The sequence below is a fragment of the Mesorhizobium sp. B3-1-9 genome (assembly GCF_006439595.1).
Lineage (GTDB): Bacteria > Pseudomonadota > Alphaproteobacteria > Rhizobiales > Rhizobiaceae > Mesorhizobium.
Window position 1 is genome coordinate 77,674 of record NZ_VFTJ01000012.1, and the last position, 13,120, is coordinate 90,793.

Annotated in this window: 11 protein-coding genes; 6 read left to right on the forward strand and 5 right to left on the reverse strand. The window is 64.7% G+C overall.

Annotated features, from left to right (window positions below; translation table 11 throughout):
• Positions 1-11 precede the first annotated feature (11 nt).
• The 4 genes from ugpC to FJW07_RS20890 all read right to left on the reverse strand — a co-directional run bounded on the left by ugpC (position 12) and on the right by FJW07_RS20890 (position 4,457).
• Complete coding sequence (gene ugpC / locus FJW07_RS20875; RefSeq protein WP_140858584.1) at positions 12-1,121, reverse strand: sn-glycerol-3-phosphate ABC transporter ATP-binding protein UgpC; 1,110 nt, start codon at positions 1,119-1,121, stop codon at positions 12-14.
• A 10-nt stretch (positions 1,122-1,131) separates the two neighbouring features.
• Positions 1,132-2,046, reverse strand: coding sequence for an ABC transporter permease subunit (locus FJW07_RS20880; RefSeq protein WP_140858586.1), 915 nt, complete (start codon positions 2,044-2,046; stop codon positions 1,132-1,134).
• Between the two features lie 7 nt (positions 2,047-2,053).
• Entirely contained in the window at positions 2,054-2,938 is an 885-nt protein-coding gene (locus FJW07_RS20885; protein ID WP_140658787.1) for an ABC transporter permease subunit, read from the reverse strand.
• Between the two features lie 166 nt (positions 2,939-3,104).
• Positions 3,105-4,457: an extracellular solute-binding protein gene (locus FJW07_RS20890; protein WP_140858588.1), complete on the reverse strand. Its 1,353-nt coding sequence runs from the start codon at positions 4,455-4,457 to the stop codon at positions 3,105-3,107.
• 254 nt (positions 4,458-4,711) lie between these two features.
• Between FJW07_RS20890 and FJW07_RS20895 the strand changes: the two genes are divergently transcribed.
• Together FJW07_RS20895 and FJW07_RS20900 are read left to right on the forward strand one after the other, a co-directional pair.
• Positions 4,712-5,752, forward strand: a complete 1,041-nt coding sequence (locus FJW07_RS20895) for an endonuclease/exonuclease/phosphatase family protein (protein WP_140858590.1) — start codon at positions 4,712-4,714, stop codon at positions 5,750-5,752.
• Positions 5,753-5,913: 161 nt separating this feature from the next.
• Complete coding sequence (locus FJW07_RS20900; RefSeq protein ID WP_140858592.1) at positions 5,914-8,355, forward strand: EAL domain-containing protein; 2,442 nt, start codon at positions 5,914-5,916, stop codon at positions 8,353-8,355.
• A gap of 5 nt (positions 8,356-8,360) precedes the next feature.
• Here FJW07_RS20900 and FJW07_RS20905 read toward each other — a convergent pair whose 3' ends face one another.
• Entirely contained in the window at positions 8,361-9,044 is a 684-nt protein-coding gene (locus FJW07_RS20905; protein WP_140858593.1) for a TlpA disulfide reductase family protein, read from the reverse strand.
• 33 nt (positions 9,045-9,077) lie between these two features.
• Between FJW07_RS20905 and argH the strand changes: the two genes are divergently transcribed.
• From argH to FJW07_RS20925, 4 genes are all read left to right on the forward strand, one after another.
• Positions 9,078-10,478, forward strand: coding sequence for an argininosuccinate lyase (argH, locus tag FJW07_RS20910; RefSeq protein WP_140858595.1), 1,401 nt, complete (start codon positions 9,078-9,080; stop codon positions 10,476-10,478).
• Between the two features lie 129 nt (positions 10,479-10,607).
• Positions 10,608-10,814 (forward strand): lipoprotein, encoded by a 207-nt coding sequence (locus FJW07_RS20915; RefSeq protein ID WP_127253283.1) that lies wholly within the window; start codon positions 10,608-10,610, stop codon positions 10,812-10,814.
• A 55-nt stretch (positions 10,815-10,869) separates the two neighbouring features.
• A complete protein-coding gene (gene lysA / locus FJW07_RS20920) occupies positions 10,870-12,138 on the forward strand; it encodes a diaminopimelate decarboxylase (RefSeq protein ID WP_140858597.1) in 1,269 nt (422 codons plus the stop codon).
• Positions 12,139-12,166: 28 nt separating this feature from the next.
• Complete coding sequence (locus FJW07_RS20925) at positions 12,167-13,108, forward strand: threonine/serine dehydratase (protein WP_140858599.1); 942 nt, start codon at positions 12,167-12,169, stop codon at positions 13,106-13,108.
• The last annotated feature ends 12 nt before the right edge of the window (positions 13,109-13,120 follow it).

The following is a 13,120-nucleotide window of genomic DNA, read 5'->3' on the forward strand; positions in this document are numbered from 1 at the left end:
TCAAATCAAATTCACAACGTCGCCGGAGCCGGTTCCGGCACCGAGGCCTTGAACACGTCGAGCCTGCCACCCGTCTCCGAGGAGAAGAAGTGCAGGTCCGATTCGGCGAACTGCAGGCCGATCGTGCTGCCCGGTTCGGGGTGAACGGTCTCCGACGTCACGATGGAGAAAGGCGCGCCGTCGAGATCGACATAGACGACGCGGCCGGCGCCCAACTCTTCGACGAGATCGACAGTCGCCGCGAGCGCTCCCGGCGTGCCCGGCGCCACCATGCGCACCGCCTCCGGCCGAATCCCGACCGCGACTTTCGCGCCCACGGGAACGCCCGTGCGCGACACATTGAGCTTGCGGCTGCCGCCGAGCAATGACAGCCCGTCGAGCGTGACGGTGCCTTCGAGCATGTTCATCGCCGGCGCGCCGACGAAGGTGGCGACGAAGCGGCTTGCCGGCCGGCTGTAGACTTCCGCCGGCGTGCCGACCTGCTCGACGCGGCCGCCATTCATCACCACCAGCCGGTCGGCCAGCGTCATCGCCTCGACCTGGTCATGCGTGACGAAGACCGAGGTGGCGCTGAGGCGCCGGTGCAGCTTGCGGATCTCGGAGCGCATCTGCACGCGCAGCTTGGCGTCGAGGTTGGAGAGCGGCTCGTCGAAGAGGAACACCTTCGGCTCGCGGATCATGGCGCGGCCCATGGCGACGCGCTGGCGCTGGCCGCCGGAGAGCGCCATCGGCTTGCGGTCGAGCAGGTGCTCCAGCTCCAGGACGCGTGCCACCGCCTGGACGCGCTGGGCGCGCTCGGCCGACGCAACGCCGGCTACCTTCAGCGAATAGCCGATATTCTGTGCCACGCTCATATGCGGATAGAGCGCGTAATTCTGGAACACCATGGCGCAGCCGCGCTCGCGCGGCTCGAGCCTGTTGACCACCGTGCCGTCGATCGCGATCGTGCCGTCGGAAATCTCTTCCAGCCCGGCGATCATCCTGAGCAGCGTGGACTTGCCGCAGCCCGACGGCCCCAGGATGACGACGAATTCGCCCGAAGCGAAGTCGAGGTCGACGCCGTGCACGACCTGCGTCTTGGCGTAGTTCTTCTTGACGCCGCGAATGGTGATGGAGGCCATTTTTGTCTCCCTATTTTTCGGTGGCGATCAGGCCGCGCACGAACCAGCGCTGCATCAAGACCACGACGATCAGCGGCGGCAGCATGACGATCAGCGTGCCGGCCATGGCGATATGCCATTCCGGCGCGCCGCCGACATTGGGTATGAGCTGCTTCAGCTCGGTCACCGCCATCGCATGCGACTGGTCCGTGGTGATGAGCAACGGCCACAGATACTGGTTCCAGGCCCACAGGAACATGATGGTGCCGAGCGCTGCCATGTTGTTGCGCGACAGCGGCAGAAGGATATCGACGAAGAAGCGCAGCGCGCCGGCGCCGTCCATGCGCGCCGCCTCGGTCAACTCGTCCGGCACGGTCAGGAAGAACTGGCGGTAGAGGAACGTGCCGGTGGCGGTGGCGACCAGCGGCAGGATCAGGCCGCTATAGGAGTTGAGCAGTCCCAGACTGAGCGAAACCTGCACGCCCGAGACCTTTTCGATCAGCCAGGAGAGGCCGGTCAGGTCCATGATCGCCTGATAGGGCTCGAGCACGTTGGCAACCACCGCGTAGGTCGGCACGATGCGCACCTCGAGCGGCAGCATCAGCGTGATGAAGATCAGCCAGAACATCAGCATGCGGCCGGGATAGCGGAAATAGACGATCGAGAAGGCGGTCAGCGCCGAGATGATCACTTTGCCGGCAGCCACGCCAAACGCCATGATGAAGGAGTTGAGCAGCTTCGGACCGAGATCGGCGGTCGTCCACGCCGTCTTGATGTTGACCCAGAAATCGCTGCCGGGCAGCAGCGACATCGGCACGTCGTTGACGTCCTTCAGATTGTGCGAGGCGGCGATCGCGACGATAACAAACGGCGCCACGCAGAATACGAAGCCGGCGAACAGGATCAGATGCGTGAAGAAATTGAGGATCGGGGTGCGCTCGACCATGGCCGCCTCACCGGTAATGCACGCGCCGCTCGATGAAGCGGAACTGAACGATGGTAAGGGCGATGATCAGCAGCATCAGGATGATGCTCTGCGCGGCGGCGCCTGAATAATCCAAACCTTTGAAGCCGTCGGAATAGATCTTGTAGACCATCAGATTGGTGGCGTTGGCCGGGCCGCCGGCGGTCATGATGTCGACGATGCCGAAGGAATCCTGGAAGCTCTCGGTGATGTTGATGACCAGCAGGAAGAAGATGGTCGGCGTGATCAGCGGGAACTGGATATCCCAGAAGCGCCTGATGACGCCGGAGCCGTCCATCGCCGCCGCCTCGATCAGCGAGCGCGGAATCGCCTGAAAAGCGGCGAGGAAGAAGATGAAATTATAGCCGACATATTTCCAGGAAAAGGCGATGATGATCGAGGCCATGGCGTCGGCGCCGTCGAGGCCCGGGTCCCAGAAGCCGGGCCAGGCTCGGTTGACGACGGCCATGAAGCCGGCTTCCGGCGCCAGGATGAAGCGAAATGCCAGCGCAAGCGCCGGCGCGGCGATGCCGTAGGGCCAGATCAGCACCACGCGATACAGCCATGAGCCGGCAAGTTGCCGGTCGGTCAAGGCGGCGAGCACCAGCGCGATTGTCATCGCCAGACCCGTGCTGATGCCGGCGAAGATCATGCTGGCGGTGATCGAGTCCCAGTAGCTGGCGTTGGACAGGATCGAGCGGAAATTGTCGAGCCCGACCCAGATATTGCCGCCGCCCCAAGGCTGCTGCAGCGTCAGCGACCAGTACACGGCCTGCCCGGCCGGCCAGTAGAAGAAGGTGAAGATCAGGAAAAGCTGCGGCACGGCGAACAGGATGCCGATCGTCCATTTGCTGAAAGTGACGCGTTTTTCCATCGATCCGCCGATGTCGTTGAACCGCCAACCCGCTCTCGCGGCACAAGACTAAAGCATGTCTCCCGAAAGTGGGAACCGGTTTCGGGACAAAGACATGCGTAAATCAAAACCCATAGGAAATGGCCGCCCGTCGATGCTCGGCGGGCGGCCGTTCCAGTATCCGGGATCAGGGCAGGGTCTTACCCGGATAGGTCTGCTGGAAGCGATCGAGGATCGCGTCGCCATTCTTGACCAGCGCGTCGAGGCCTTCCTGCACGCTGACCTTGTTGGCGAAGATCGCCTGCATCTGGGTGCCGAACTCGGCGCGGATCTGGGTGAAGTTGCCGAGGCGAACGCCGCGGGTGATGTCGGTCGGCTCCGACGCGGTCAGGCTGGCGATAGCCACTTCGCGGCCCTTATAGGGCGCCTTGTCGTAGAAGCCGTTGGACTTCATGAAATCGAAGCCCGACTTCGTCACCGGAATGTAGCCGGTGTTGGTCGACCAGAACAAAGCGGTCTTGGGGTCGTGGATGAAGTTGAGGAACGCGGCCGCGCCCTTGTATTCGCCGTCCGACTTGCCCGACAGCACCCACAGCGAAGCACCGCCGACCAGCGAATTCTTGCGCTCGGTGCCGGCATAGACCGGCAGCTCGGCGACGTCCCAGTTCATGCCTTCCTTCTGCGTGCGGCCGACGGTGCCGTGGTCGCCGATCGAGGTCAGGATGAGCTGGCAGGTGCCGGTGGCGAAAGCCTGAACCATATCCTGGCCGAGATCCTTCGACTTGATCTTGACCAAGCCGGCGTCATACCACTTCTTGAGGTCGGTGACGTACTGGACGAACTTGGTCTTGTTGACTTCGAGGCGGGCGTCGAGGCCGTCATAGCCGTTGTTCTTGGTGGCGACCGGCTGGTTGTGCAGCGCCGAGAACTGCTCCATCAGCTGCCAGCTTTCATTGGCCGAGATGTTGATCGCCATCGGGCAATCATAGCCGGCGTCCTTCAAGGCCTGGAGGTCGGCGGCGACATCTTCCCAGGTCTTCGGCGCCTCGGTCTTGCCGATTTTGGCGAAGGCGTCCTTGTTCCAGTACATCAGCGCGGTCGACGAGTTGAAGGGGAAGGACAGCATCTCGCCCTTCGACGTCGCGTAATAGCGCGCGATGCCTGGGAAATAGTCGCTGTAGTCGATCTTGTAGCCGTTCTCTTCCATCAGCTTGTCGGCGGGCTTGTAGGCGCCCGACAGCATCATGGTGGCGGTGCCGACGTCATAGACCTGGACGACGGTGGGCTGCTTGCCGGCGCGGAAGGCGGCGATCGTGTTCTGCAGCGTGGCGTCGTAATTGCCCTGGCTGGTGCAGACGACCTCGTAGTCCTTCTGGGATTCGTTGAAGTTCTTGCACAGCGTATCGACGACGCGGGCGAGATCGCCCGAAAGACCGAACCAGAAATCGAATTTGACCGGCTCCGCAAAAGCAGGAACCGCGAGCGCGGTGCTGAGCGCGCCGGCGGCAAGGGCGGCAAAGCCCCGCTTGATGATCGTCATGGTTTTTCCCTCTTGATTGGCAGTGTGACAAGGGTTTTTGCGCAAGTCCTTGCCCGCTCTCATAGAGAAGGTATGTGACAGTTCTGTTGTGGCCCCTGGACCGGTAAGCGGTTCCTGTGGACAGCCAGTCTCTCCTCCCCTGGCAGCGGTCGCGCCGGCATGAAAACGTCACATCGGCGCTCTAGGAAGCTAGGGCGCCTCGAAGCGCCGAAAAGGCCTTCCGTGATTAACCGGCTAACTGGATGAGAAGAGACATGCTGGTCCCGCAGCTCACGCACGTGCCTGTGGCCGCCCGCAACGCGATGCGGAACGGACCGCGCGACAGCGCCACCCATCTGCGCCACGCCGCCGCCGTTCCCGCCCTGGGCGAGATCGAGATCGGCGGCCAGGCGTCGCGCGGGAGCGTCGGCGGGAGCCTGACCGTCATGGCCTGGAACGTCGAGCGGCTGCGCCATATCGATGCCATCGCCGCAACGATCGCCGGCCAGGCGCCGGACGTCGTGCTGCTGTCCGAGGTTGACAAAGGCATGGCCCGCTCCGGCAACGGCCATCTGTTGAGCCGGCTTGCCGATCGTCTGGGCCATTCCTACGCCTATGGCGTCGAGTTCCTGGAACTCGGCACCGGCAATGAGACGGAGCAGGCGGCAAATGGCGGCGCCGAGAACACGGAGGGCTTCCATGGCAATGCCGTAACCAGTGCCGTTCCGCTGCTGCGGCCTTTTCTCATTCGCCTGGACGCGGCCGGCGCCTGGTTCCTGCCGGAGCACGGCCAGCCGCGCATTGGCGGCCGCATGGCGCTTGGCGGGCAGGTGATGGTCGGCGACCATCGGGTCACCGTCGTTTCGGTGCATCTCGAAAACCGCACCACGCCTGCCGGCCGCGCCGACCAGACGCGCCATCTCCTCGACGCCATCGACAGGTATGACGCGGAGGCGCCGGTCCTGATCGGCGGCGACTTCAACACGCTGACCGCCACATACCCGGAACGCAATGACGATCCTGCGGCGTGGCTAAAGCGCGTTGCCGCCGAACCGGACCGGCTGATGTATCCGGAGCGCCATGAGCCTTTGTTCGCGGTGTTTGCCGGGCATGGCTACGACTGGAAGACGGCCAATGCTTTCGACAAGCCCACCCAGCGGCGCGCGGTCGGCGACTTGACGCCGGCCGGCCATATCGACTGGTTCTTCACCCGCGGCCTCACGGCAAGCGCGCCGGCGACGCTGCCGGCGGTGTTGCCGGACGGCAGCCCGAGCGCCGATCACGAGGCGCTGGTGGTCACGGTGCGGGTGAAGTAACGGCCTCCCGGATCGACACAATCGATCCTGAGATCGTTCCGGCGCATCAATACAACCTGGAAAGCACGCAGCGGTTGCGGGCAGCATAATCGATTCTTCAGCCGTCCGGCCCTAATCAATCATGTTGCCTTGATTGATGGGGGAAGATCAGGTGAAGCAAGATGCTGACCGTCTATAATTGCATCGTGAACGAGCACGACCTGAGACTGGTGGCACTGGCCGCGCTCATTTGCGGAATCTCCTGTTTCTCCGCCGTCAACCTGCTTCGCCATGTCGACCAATCGACGAGCCGAAACCGTCATATGTGGCTGCTGATTGCAGCCGCGTCGACCGGCTTCGGCATATGGGCGACGCACTTCATCGCCATGATCGCCTTCACGCCGGGAATACCCAACGCCTACAACGCCGAGCTTTCGGTGGCTTCGCTGGCGATGTCCGTCATCCTGACCGCGGCCGGTATGTGGATCGCGACGGTGCGCCGTAGCATCGACCACTACCTCGTCGGGGGCGCCGTGCTCGGCATCGGCATTGCGGCGATGCATTATACCGGCATGGCGGCTTTCGAGGTCGAAGGCCGGATCGTCTGGAACCAGCTGCTGGTCGCCGCGTCGTTGGCCTCGGGCGTAACGCTTGCCGCGCTCTCCATGCTTGTCGTGCTTCGCCGGCCGTCCACACAGGCGACGGTCGCCAGCGCTGTCCTGCTCACGCTGGCGATCTGCACGCTGCATTTCATCGCCATGGCCGCCGTCTCGATCTATCCGGATTCCTCGATCGAGATCTCGAAATTCACGATTGCGCCGATGTCGCAGGCCTTTGCCGCCGCGGCGGCAAGCCTCGTCATCCTGGTGCTGTCGGCCACGGCGCTGTGGATCGACCTGCGCTTCCGCCGCCACAGGACAGAGGCGGAGCGTATGCACGGTCTCGCCAATGCCGCCGTCGAGGGCCTCATCGTCTGCGACGGCAGCCGCATCGTCAGCGCCAATGACAGCATCGCTGCGCTGAGCGGCATCGCCGCCGGCACGCTGAACGCGATGACGCTAGGCGACCTGTTCGGCGAGCGGATTGCTTCCGCCGTCGCCGCCGGCAACGGGCAGGCGCAGGAGGTCGACCTGCGCGGCCAGGACGACAGCCGGATTCCGGTGGAACTGATCGCCAGGAGCATCGATTATTGCGGCAAGCCGCACCTGGTCGTTGCCGTCCGCGATATTCGCGAGCGCAGGAAGGCCGAGCAGGAGATCATGCGCCTCGCGCATTACGACCCGCTCACCGGGCTTGCCAATCGCCGCAGCTTCACCGGCCGCCTGGAAGCCGAGATCGCCGCGTCCGCGGAAGGCGGCAAAGACGGCCAGTTGGCGCTCATGCTTCTCGATCTCGACCGGTTCAAGGAAGTGAACGACCTCTTCGGCCACGCCGCCGGCGACGCCGTGTTGCAAAAGGTGGCTCACTGCGCCTCCGGCGTGCTGCGCCACGGCCAGATGCTGGCCCGGCTCGGCGGCGACGAATTCGCCATCATAGCCCCCAGCCTTCCCGACCCGCAGGCGGCCGGCCGCATTGCCGAAGCGGTGCTTTCGGCGCTGCGTCAGGAAAACCGGCTGTCGCCCGGCGGCATGATTTCGGCCAGCATCGGCATCGCGCTCTACCCGCTCGACGCCGACGAACAGGCGGCGCTGATCAGCCATGCCGACACCGCGCTCTATCGCGCCAAGGCCGAGGGCAAGGATACGTTCCGCTACTTCGAGGCCTCGATGGGCGCCGAGGCGCGAGACCGGCGCATCATGGAGCAGGACCTGCGCCAGGCCGTGGCGCGCGGCGAATTCCGGCTCGTCTACCAGCCGCAGAAGGAAATCAGCAGCGGCAGGATGGTCGGCTTCGAGGCCTTGCTCCGCTGGCAGCATCCCGAACGCGGAGAGGTTCCGCCCTCGGTGTTCATCCCGGTGGCCGAGGATAGCGGTTCGATCGCCCAGATCGGCGAGTGGGTGCTGGCGACGGCCTGCAACGAGGCCGCAACATGGAAGAACCCGTTGACGATCGCGGTTAACGTCTCGGCGGTGCAGCTTCACAACCTCGATTTCAGCCGCCGGGTGCATGAGGTGCTGCTTCGTTCAGGCCTGGCGGCGGGCCGGCTCGAGCTCGAGATCACCGAGACGGCGCTGGTGAAGGACATGCCGCGGGCGCTGGCCACCTTGCGCCAGATCAAGGCGCTCGGCGTGCGGGTGGCGATGGACGATTTCGGCACCGGCTATTCGTCGCTGTCCAACCTGCGCGCCTTCCCGTTCGACAAGATCAAGATCGACGGATCCTTCATCAAGTCTGTCGACCGCAACGACCAGGTGGCGACCATCGTGCGCGCCGTGCTGGGTTTGGGGCGCGGCCTCGGCCTGCCGGTCCTGGCCGAAGGCGTCGAGACGCTGGACGAGCTGCGCTTTCTCGATGCCGAGGATTGCGACATCGGCCAGGGATATTATCTCGGCAGGCCTGGCCCGATCGAGGCGTTCGGCGAGCTGACCGGCGTTCCGGCCGCCGATGACGGCGTCAAGCCTGCCGGCAGGAGCGGCGGCAGCATCCTGATGCTCGAGCCTGCCGCGGCGGCGCGCTCAGCCTGATACGATCAGGGTTCGAGCGCCGCCTCCACCAGCCGCTTGGCATCGGGGCTCGACCACTCGGCCGGGCCGTTCATATGCGCGATCAGGCAGCCATCCGCGTCGATCAGCATGGTGACCGGAAGCCCGAGCGCCAGCCCGCGCGTCTTGACCTCGTTGAACAGCGCGATCGTCGGATCCCGGTAGAAGCCGAGCGTTTGAACGCCGATCTCCTTGAGGAACTTCTTCGGCTTCGTGTCGTCGCCGGTGTCGACATTGACCGCGACCACCTCGAAGGCATTGCCGCCCTTTTCCTTCTGCAGCGCGTCGAGCGCCGGCATCTCGGCGCGGCACGGCGCGCACCATGTCGCCCATAGATTGAGCAGCACCGTCTTGCCGGCATGGTCGGCCAGCGTCATCGGCTTGCCGTCGGGGCCGTTGAAGGCCAGGCTCTTCAGCGACTGCGGCGGGTCGGCCGGCTGCAGCGCGGCCACCTGGCCGACGGCCTTGGCGGCGACCTGCTTGGCGCGTCCGGCCTTGGCCGCGCAGGCGGCGGCGTCCTTGCCGGCGGCAACAGCGACCTTCTCGGGAGCGTTGTTGCCAGAACCGCTCTCGCTGACATATACCGCGACCGCGCCCGCCAGCACGCCCGCCAGCAAGGCGGCCAGGATGAGGCGCGTAGCCGGAAAAAAGAATCTCTTGCCGTCTGCCATTTTCAAAACTGCTCCGGAGCACGGGTTATAGCGATGAGCGACAAGAAGGCCAGCAACCAGATGTGGGGCGGACGTTTTGCCTCGGGTCCGGCCGCGATCATGGAAGCGATCAACGCGTCGATCGGCTTCGACCGCAAGCTCTATGCGCAGGACATAAGCGGATCGATCGCCCATAGCGAGATGTTGGCCGAAACGGGCATTATTTCGGCGGCAGATCAAGAAAAAATCGCTCACGGGCTGAACACGATCCTGAAAGAGATCGAGGCCGGCACGTTCGAATTCTCGACCAAGCTGGAAGACATCCACATGAATGTCGAGGCCCGCCTTGCCGACCTGATCGGCCCGACAGCGGGACGCCTGCACACCGCCCGCTCGCGCAACGACCAGGTGGCGGTCGACCTCAGGCTCTGGGTCAAGCAGGAATGCCAGCGCGTCGCCCGGGCGTTGAAGGACCTGATCGCCGCGTTGCTCGAACGCGCCGAGGAACATGCGGCGACCGTCATGCCCGGCTTCACCCATATGCAGGCGGCGCAGCCGGTGACTTTCGGCCACCACTGCATGGCCTATGTCGAGATGTTCGGCCGCGACCTCGCGCGCGCCCGCGACGCCATCGAGCGCATGGACGAAAGCCCGCTCGGCGCGGCGGCCCTTGCCGGCACAAGTTTCGGCATCGACCGCCACATGACCGCGAAGGCGCTGGGTTTCCGCGAGCCGACGCGCAATTCGCTGGACAGCGTTTCGGATCGCGATTTCGCGCTCGAATTCCTGAGCCTCGCCGCGATCTGCGCGACGCATTTGTCCAGGCTCGCCGAGGAGATCATCATCTGGTCGACGCCGCAATTCGGCTTCGTCCGCCTGTCGGATTCCTTCTCCACCGGCTCCTCGATCATGCCGCAGAAGAAGAACCCGGACGCCGCCGAACTGGTGCGCGGCAAGACCGGCCGCGTCAACGGCCATCTCGTCGGCCTGCTGACCGTGATGAAGGGCATGCCGCTGACCTACGGCAAGGACATGCAGGAAGACAAGGAAGCGGTCTTCGACGCTGCCGAGACGCTCGACCTGATGCTGGCGGCGACCGCCGGCATGGTGCGCGACATGACCGTCAGCGCCGCCGCCATGAAGAAGGCGGCCGGCGCCGGTCACGCCACCGCGACCGACCTTGCCGACTGGCTGGTGCGCAATCTCGGCCTGCCCTTCCGCGAAGCCCATCATGTCACCGGCCGCGCCGTGGCGCTTGCCGAGGAGAAGAAGGTCGGACTGGAAAAACTCTCGCTGGACGACCTGCGCTCGATCCATCCAGGCATCACCGACGACATCTTTTCGGTGCTTGCCGTGCAGAATTCGGTGAAGAGCCGCACAAGCTTCGGCGGCACCGCGCCGTCGGAAGTGCGAAAGCAGATCCGCTATTGGAAAAAGCGGCTCGCCAAGGCTTAATGCATGTCGCCCAGAAGTGTGCAGCGGTTCTGGAACAACGACATGCATCAAAGCAATTGCCGGGATGCAAAGCGCTGAAAACTCGGCTAAAAGCGGCGTCACAAGAAACAGTTTCGAACGGATGGATCGATGACCCGTAGCAGGATTTTGGTGACGCTGGCGCTGCTGGCGGCGGTTGTCACCGTCACGGCCTGCGGCAGGAAGACCGGCCTCGACACGCCCTATGAGGCGGCGGAGCAAGCGCGCAAGGATGCGGAAAAGGCCAAGCAGCCGGTGCCGCCCGAGCCGGAAAAACCGGTCAAGGACAGGAAGTTCATCCTCGATCCCCTGCTCTAGAGCCGATGAGATCGACCCGATCTCATCGAGCTTCAACCCTCCGGAACCGAACCCCGTGAACCATTTCGACTACCGCGACGGCGTGCTCCATGCCGAGGACGTCGCCATCCCCGACATCGCAGCCGAGGTCGGCACGCCCTTCTATTGCTATTCGACGGCGACGCTGACCCGGCATTTCCGCGTCTTCAAGGAGGCCTTTTCCGGCCTCGACGCGCTGGTCTGCTACGCCATGAAGGCGAACTCCAACCAGGCCGTGCTGAGGACGCTGGCCAGGCAGGGCGCGGGCGCCGACGTGGTCTCCGAAGGCGAATTGCGCCGCGCCCTGGCCGCCGGCGTCCCGGCCAGCAAGATCCTGTTTTCCGGCGTCGGCAAGACCGCGCGCGAGATGGACTTCGCGCTTTCCGCCGGCATTCTCTGCTTCAACGTCGAATCCGAGCCGGAGCTGGAATTGCTGTCGGCGCGTGCCGTGGCCCTCGGCAAGGTGGCGCCCATCTCGCTGCGCATCAATCCGGATGTCGATGCCAGGACCCACAAGAAGATCTCGACCGGCAAGGCCGAGAACAAGTTCGGCATTCCGTGGCAGCGCGCGCGGCAGGTCTATGCCCGCGCGGCTGAACTGCCCGGGATCAGGGTGACCGGCATCGACACCCATATCGGCAGCCAGATCACCGAATTGCAGCCGTTCGATGATGCCTTCGCATTGCTGGTCGAACTGGTCGGGGCGCTGCGCGCCGACGGACATTCGATCGAGCATGTCGATCTCGGCGGCGGCCTCGGCATTCCCTACCGCGTCGACAACAGCCCGCCGCCCCTGCCCGACGCCTATGCCGAGATCGTCAGGAAGCACGTCACCAGTCTGGGCCTGAAAGTGATGTTCGAGCCCGGCCGCCTGATCGTCGGCAATGCCGGCATCCTGGTGTCTGAGGTCATCTATGTGAAGGAAGGCGACGCCAAAAACTTCCTCGTCGTCGACGCCGCCATGAACGACCTGATCCGGCCGACGCTCTATGACGCCTTCCACGACATCCGGCCGGTGGTGCAGCCGCCTGCCTCCACCCCGCGCATGAAGGTCGACGTCGTCGGCCCGGTCTGCGAGACCGGCGATTTCATCGGTCTCGACCGCGACCTGCCAAGATTGAAGGCAGGCGATCTGATCGCGGTTTCCACCGCCGGCGCCTATGGCGCGGTGCAGGCCGGCACCTACAACACCAGGCTCCTGGTGCCAGAGGTGCTGGTCGACGGCGACCGTTTTCATGTCGTGCGGCCGCGCCAGACCTATGAGGACCTGATCGGACTGGATTCGGTTCCCGACTGGCTGAAATAACCGAGGCGCGCGCCTTAAGGAGCTGGCCATGCTGGAAAAAAAGACGATCACGCGCGAGCGCATCGCCGCTGTCGAACCGCGCATCCGCCCCTATGTCCGCCATACGCCGGTGATGCGCGTCGACCTGGCGGATTTCGGCCGTCCCGCCTTTCCGGTCGATCTCAAGCTCGAATGCCTGCAGCATTCCGGCTCCTTCAAGGCGCGCGGCGCCTTCACCAACCTGCTCGAGCGCCAGGTGCCCGAGGCCGGCGTGGTCGCCGCGTCCGGCGGCAATCATGGCGCCGCCGTCGCTTATGCCGCCATGAAGCTCGGCCACAAGGCGACCATCTTCGTGCCCGAGGTCAGCCCGCCGGCGAAGCTCGCGCGCATTCGCGGCTACGGCGCCGAGTTGGTGGTCGTCGGCGCGCGTTATGCAGAGGCGCTCGCCGCCAGCGAGGATTTTGCGGCCAGGACCGGCGCCTTGCAGATCCATGCCTTCAACCAGGAGGAAACGCTGCTCGGCCAGGGCACGCTCGGCCTGGAGATCGAAGCCGACCTGCCCGAAATCGACACGCTGCTGGTCGCCGTGGGCGGCGGCGGCCTGATCGGCGGCATCGCCGCCTGGTTCTCGGGACGCATCCGCATCGTCGCCATCGAGCCCGAGGGGGCGCCGACGCTTTACCGCGCCTTGGAGGCCGGCCAGCCGGTCGATGCGCCCGCCGAAGGCATTGCCGCCGATTCGCTGGCGCCGAAGCGCGTCGGCGAAATGATGTTCCCGATCGCCGAGGCCTTCGTCGAACGCTCGATCCTGGTCAGCGACGACGACATCGTCGCGGCGCAGAAAGCGCTGTGGGACCGCGTACGAATCATCGCCGAGCCCGGTGGCGCCGCGGCCTTCGCCGCCATGCTTTCCGGGCGCTATGTGCCGGCGGACGGCGAGCGCGTGGCGATCCTCGTCTGCGGTTCCAACACGAATCCCGCCAATTTCTGATCATAACCCGGC

Bases quoted from the DNA above. Each gene is read 5' to 3' on its own strand.
- ugpC (WP_140858584.1), bottom strand. From the start codon at position 1,121: ATGGCCTCCATCACCATTCGCGGCGTCAAGAAGAACTACGCCAAGACG.
- FJW07_RS20880 (WP_140858586.1), bottom strand. From the start codon at position 2,046: ATGGTCGAGCGCACCCCGATCCTCAATTTCTTCACGCATCTGATCCTG.
- FJW07_RS20885 (WP_140658787.1), bottom strand. From the start codon at position 2,938: ATGGAAAAACGCGTCACTTTCAGCAAATGGACGATCGGCATCCTGTTC.
- FJW07_RS20890 (WP_140858588.1), bottom strand. From the start codon at position 4,457: ATGACGATCATCAAGCGGGGCTTTGCCGCCCTTGCCGCCGGCGCGCTC.
- FJW07_RS20895 (WP_140858590.1), top strand. From the start codon at position 4,712: ATGCTGGTCCCGCAGCTCACGCACGTGCCTGTGGCCGCCCGCAACGCG.
- FJW07_RS20900 (WP_140858592.1), top strand. From the start codon at position 5,914: ATGCTGACCGTCTATAATTGCATCGTGAACGAGCACGACCTGAGACTG.
- FJW07_RS20905 (WP_140858593.1), bottom strand. From the start codon at position 9,044: ATGGCAGACGGCAAGAGATTCTTTTTTCCGGCTACGCGCCTCATCCTG.
- argH (WP_140858595.1), top strand. From the start codon at position 9,078: ATGAGCGACAAGAAGGCCAGCAACCAGATGTGGGGCGGACGTTTTGCC.
- FJW07_RS20915 (WP_127253283.1), top strand. From the start codon at position 10,608: ATGACCCGTAGCAGGATTTTGGTGACGCTGGCGCTGCTGGCGGCGGTT.
- FJW07_RS20925 (WP_140858599.1), top strand. From the start codon at position 12,167: ATGCTGGAAAAAAAGACGATCACGCGCGAGCGCATCGCCGCTGTCGAA.